General features: G+C 67.8%; 4 protein-coding genes. 2 read left to right on the top strand and 2 right to left on the bottom strand.

The genetic code is table 11. The features are described 5' to 3' along the window. Nucleotides 1–708 (top strand): DUF2332 family protein (locus FXN61_RS48525; protein ID WP_167980507.1); only part of this gene is annotated, 708 nt, incomplete at its 5' end. A gap of 11 nt (nt 709–719) precedes the next feature. After that, on the top strand, nt 720–1,631 hold the full coding sequence (locus FXN61_RS48520; RefSeq protein WP_167980506.1) for a hypothetical protein: 912 nt from the start codon (nt 720–722) through the stop codon (nt 1,629–1,631). Here FXN61_RS48520 and FXN61_RS48515 read toward each other — a convergent pair. After that, nucleotides 1,607–2,563: a serine hydrolase domain-containing protein gene (locus FXN61_RS48515; protein ID WP_167980505.1), complete on the bottom strand. Its 957-nt coding sequence runs from the start codon at nt 2,561–2,563 to the stop codon at nt 1,607–1,609. The genes FXN61_RS48520 and FXN61_RS48515 overlap by 25 nt on opposite strands. After that, nucleotides 2,560–2,778, bottom strand: a complete 219-nt coding sequence (locus FXN61_RS48510; RefSeq protein WP_246293277.1) for an alpha/beta hydrolase — start codon at nt 2,776–2,778, stop codon at nt 2,560–2,562. The genes FXN61_RS48515 and FXN61_RS48510 overlap by 4 nt, the downstream gene beginning before the upstream one ends. Nucleotides 2,779–2,959: the final 181 nt, after the last annotated feature.

Raw genomic sequence — 2,959 nt, 5'->3', positions numbered from 1 at the left:
GCGATGGCCGGCGAGTCCGACTCGACGGCGCTGCTGGCGTGGCTCGCGGCCCGGCGCGCGATCGTCGAGAACGCGGGCGAGATCCTGGCGGCGCTGGACCGCACGGTGCAACAGCACCAGCCGAAGACGGCGGGGTTCCTGTTGCGGGGCCTGACCATGATCGGCGCACCACGGGTGCGGCTCCTGGAGCTCGGCGCCTGCGCGGGCCTCAACCTGATCCTGGACCGCTACCGCTGGTTCGGCCTCGGCTGGGAGTGGGGCGACAAGGACTCGCCGGTGCGCCTGGCCGCCGTCGGGCCGCAACCGCCGAACCTGGAGATCGTCGAACGGGCAGGCTGCGACCTGCAGCCGCGCGACCCCGGCGACCCCAAGCATGCGATGATCCTGCACTCGTTCATCCCGCCGGAGCACGACGCGCTGCGGTGGGACCTCGACGACGCCATCGAGCTCGCCGCCAAGGTCGGCGTGAAGGTCGCCCGCTCCCCTGCCGGACGGTGGCTGCGCGATAACCTCGTGCCGCCCGAGGAGCGCGGCACGTACACGGTGATCTGGCACAGCTCGTTCTGGCCGTACCTGACCGAGGACGAGCGCAACGAGATCGAGACGACGCTGACCGCCGCGGCGGGTTCGATGCCACTCGCGCGCGTTGCCTACGAGTCGATCGATTTTCGCTCAAACCCCAGGCTGACGGTCACCATCTACAGCTAGATTGCGCCGTCGTGAAAACGATCCGCGCTGGTCTGGTGGCGATCGCTATTCTCGCCCTGACCCCTGCACCCGCCCATGCCGTCTCGGACCACGACCTGGCGTTCCACTGGGCCCCGGTCCACCACCAGGACACCGACTCGTCCGACTACGACGCCGACTACCTGTCCACTGTGGACTTCGACGGCGACTGGAACACCCTGAACAACTGGGAGAACCAGCCCCAGCTCAGCAAACTCACCGGTGCCTCCTACTACTCGGTGGTGGAGACGTCGACGCACTGGTTCATCGTCTACAGCTTCTTCCACCCGCGTGACTGGGACGACCAGCCGGACCCGTGGAGCATCACGACCCACGAGAACGATCTGGAAGGCGTGCTGCTGGCGGTCCGCAAGGACAGCGGCTTCGGCAAGCTCGAAGCCGCGGTCACCGTGGCGCACAGCGACTTTTACTCCTACGTGCCCGCCGGGTCGCCGTACCGCAACGGCGCGGAGACCATTGACGGCACGCTGCTCCTGGTCAACGGCCGCCCTGCCACCCGGCAGGAAGCCAAGGGCCACGGCCTGTACCGCTGGGACGGCAACGACTTCCCCGGCGGCGACGGCGTGATCTACTACCCCGCCACCACCGGTGAGGTCCCGTCCGGCGGAAACGATCGCAACGTCAACTACCGCCTGGTGAACACGTTCGAGACGAACGGAATGTGGGCTCGCCGCAACAACTCGGAGACCTTCGCGTCGTTCGGCACCTTCCGCGGCGACAACGGCAAGGACAACGCCGCCAACGCGCCGTGGGGCTGGGACGACCAGAACGACGGGGCGATCTACCGCGGCTACCTGGCCACGGACCCGGCGCTGCTGGTCGACAGGTACTTCTCCAACAAGGGCAGCTTCAGCCTCACCTACACGCGCAACGCCTTCCGCTGAAAGGCCTTCAACGCTTCGTCGATCGCTTTGTCGTTCCACCGCTGAAGGTTGACGGCGAGCGACACCTGTCGCTTGCCGTCCGCGCTGTGGAACGACCACGTGCCCGCGCCCCACACAGAGCCGTCGTGCCCCCAGCAGGTCCCATGCCTGTGCAGCCTGAGGCCGTACTCGATCGTCGAGCCGTCGAAAGCGACCACCGGGCCGGTCTTCTGCATCTCCGCCACCGAGTCCTGCGACACGATCTTGCCGTCGAGCAGGGCGGAGAAGAAGACGTTGAGATCCTCCACGGTCGAGATCAACGACGCCGACACACCCACCCAGGACATGTCGTAGACGCTGTAGTCGCGCGGCGGATCGAGCAGCCCGAACAACGCCTCGAACATCTTCGGGTGCGGTCCCTCGATGCGCGTCCCGGTCGGAAACATCGTGTTGCGCAGCCCGGCCCGTTCGATGACGTTGCGTGTGATCCACCGCGCGGCGGTCATGCCGGTGACCTTCTCGATGAGCCTGCCCAGCATCAGATAACCGGTGTTGGAGTAGGTACCGAGAGGAACAGCGGGCGCGTCGACGCCCAGCTTGATCAGCTCGCGCGGGTAGAAGTGCCGGAACTGGTTGTCCTCCAAGCTTTGCGCGGATCCCTCCAGCAGCGACGGGAACGCGAGGAACCGGTAGTCGGCCAGGCCGCTGGTCATGTTCAGCAGCATCCGGACCGTGATCTCCTGGAAGACGGGCGTGTCCAGCTCGATCTTTCCGCGTTCCACCAGTTGCATGATCGCGGCGGCGGTGAACGTCTTGGTGACGCTGCCGACGCGGTGCCGCATGTCCGGCGTGGCATCTCCGGCGGCGCCGCGCCACACGTCGCCGTTGTCCCGCACTTCCGCCCACACGCCGGGGATTCCGGCGTGGTGGATCTCCTCCAGCGCGGCCTTCATGCCAGCGCCCGGCGGAGCACGTCGCCGATCTCGGCGAACTGGCGCTGCGACACGTCCGCCGACAGCAGGGCCTGCGAACCGTGGAACGTGCCGGGCCACTGGTGCAGCTCGACCTGAACGTCCGCCTGCATGAGCCGCACGGCGTAGGCGATGTTCTCGTCGCGGTTCGGGCAGAACTCGGCGCTGGCGATGTAGGCCGGCGGCAGGTCGCTCAGGTCATCGGCGCGCGCCGGGGCCGCGTACGGCGTGGCGGGCTGCCGCCCAGGTACGTGGGCCGCACCGCCTGGGTGGCCTTGGCGCGGTTGTCAGCCAGGGCGTTTTCGGTGAAGTGCCGTGCCGGACCACGTGGTCACGGCGGTCGTCGAGCCCCGGCTGGTGCAGCAGCTTGGGAACCGG

Source organism: Lentzea indica (assembly GCF_012184385.1).
Taxonomy (GTDB): Bacteria; Actinomycetota; Actinomycetes; order Mycobacteriales; family Pseudonocardiaceae; genus Lentzea; species Lentzea indica.
The sequence above is the reverse complement of the archived record's forward strand: the minus strand, read 5'-3'. Positions and strand labels throughout refer to the sequence as shown.